The 2224-nt window shown below is 39.0% G+C and carries 1 protein-coding gene; it reads right to left on the reverse strand.

What is annotated here, in order from left to right; all coding sequences use genetic code 11:
- Positions 1-2224 (reverse strand): cadherin-like domain-containing protein (locus tag M1V25_RS10140; protein ID WP_236867446.1); only part of this gene is annotated, 2224 nt, incomplete at both ends.

The raw sequence follows: 2224 nt of genomic DNA on the forward strand, positions 1-2224 counted from the left end.
ATAGTACTCTTGATTACAATGTTATTATTAACATCTAGCCCTTTTTCTATTTCCTGTCTTACCAAATTCATTGCAATATTAGAGAGTTTATCAACAGATTCACCCGCATTTAACGCCTGTTTAAATTGACCTTCCAACAGAGTCAATGAGGTTGATATCAAACTTTCTTTAGCGCCTTTGCCTACAGATGAGGCAACTTCCTCTTTTAATGGTGTTGTTGATCTCGCATCAACTTGTTCTATTTGTCTAGAACCTAAACCACCACTTGATGCTTGATCGAGAACCAAGTTTGATTGTCCATTGATTGCAAACTTAATATGTTGCACATCTTGTAAAACATTATCTTTATAAACTGATAACTCCAACTCAGCAGGTCCAATGTAATTAGGATTGACATTAAGAATAATGTCAATCCTATTTCCTGAACGAATGATTTCTATATTTCCCTCGGCTGTGCTTAAGCCTTTGACAATAGCCTCTACACTATCACTATTTAATATACTTGCAATCACCACCTTTTGACCAGCATTGATTTCTCCAAATAAAGGATTATTAACCGTACCTTCCCCTGAACTAAAGTTACTATGAACGATATTAGCAATATTACCGTCTGTAAAACCAGCATAGAGTTGTTCATAGGCAACAAGGTTGGTGGATGGTGAAGTTAAACCAGAAGTAAAGCCAAAAAGGCTTCCATTAATAACATAATTACCCTCTGCATTAACAGAAACTCTAAGAGCATTAGTGTCAGTACTCAAAACTGTATTTATTTTTTGAACAGTTAAGTTTGTAGCTGAATTTCGTTTAGCAAGAATCTGATCTCCTGTTGCTGTTTCAATAGTAAGATAATCTGTATCAGCTTCTCTAATAATCGATCCTCTTGGTACAATCACATCTGCAATGCCATCGCCATCTAGATCAACAACTGTTTCACCGTCATTACCGCTTCCAATAATCGCATTGCTGTTATTTGGTAAGGTTACACTGTCACCATCTGCGGTAATCACGGTTATCGTACCATCTCCATTATCAATCACTTGTGAGTTATCCGGAACCGTAACATCCACTGTACCATCGCCATCTAGATCAACAACTGTCTCACCGTCATCACCGCTTCCAATAATCGCATTGTTGTTATTTGGTAAGGTTACACTGTCACCATCTGCGGTAATCACGGTTATCGTACCATCTCCATTATCAATCACTTGTGAGTTATCCGGAACCGTAACATCCACTGTCCCATCGCCATCTAGATCAACAACTGTCTCACCGTCATCACCGCTTCCAATAATTGCATTGTTGTTATTTGGTAAGGTTACACTGTCACCATCTGCGGTAATCACGGTTATCGTACCATCTCCATTATCAATCACTTGTGAGTTATCCGGAACCGTAACATCCACTGTACCATCTCCATCTAGATCAATAACTGTCTCACCGTCATCACCGCTTCCAATAATCGCATTGCTGTTATTTGGCAAGGTCACACTGTCACCATCGGATGTGGTGAAGGTAAATGTCCCATCGCCATTATTGACATAGTTTGAACCACTGGTTCCAGTGACATCTAAAATACCATCACCATCACTATCAACGGTTACATTTGTACCATCATCGGTAATCACCGCATGGTTATCTTGAGGGATAGTCACTTCGCTACCATTTTGAGTGGTAACAGTAAGAGTCCCATCTGAATTATCTTGGACAGTTGAACCATTAGGCACTAACGCATCCACAACATCATTCGAGTTAGTATAGATCACACTTAAACCGTTAAACATCGTAAAGTTTGAATGAACTGGCAAAGCCCCATTCACATCATTGGTCAAATCTCCTACCACAACGTCAAAGCTTGGTACACGATTGTTCCCTGCGTGGACAAACTCAATTGCACCGTTATTTATATCAGCTAACGTAAACTCCGTTATCGCTACGCCTGGATTACTGTTTAATTGGAAATAGCCATTTTCTACATTACTCACTTTTACCGCAACGTCACTGGCTAGAGAATCAACATCGCTAATATTGATAATACTATTTATTATGGTTAATAGCTCTCCATTATTCATGCTTGATTCTGGAGTCATTACCACTGGTGCATCATCCACTGTTGTAATTGTAAGCAAGCTTTTTACGTTATTTGCTGAATCAAGACTATTTGCATCCGTGATCACATATTGTATTTGTTTGACCGTTTGTGCTGGATTGTCCGAAGTGTTGTAAT

Origin of the sequence: Candidatus Nebulibacter yamunensis, from assembly GCF_024208055.1 — a bacterium.
Taxonomy (GTDB): Bacteria; Pseudomonadota; Gammaproteobacteria; order Francisellales; family Francisellaceae; genus Caedibacter; species Caedibacter lacustris.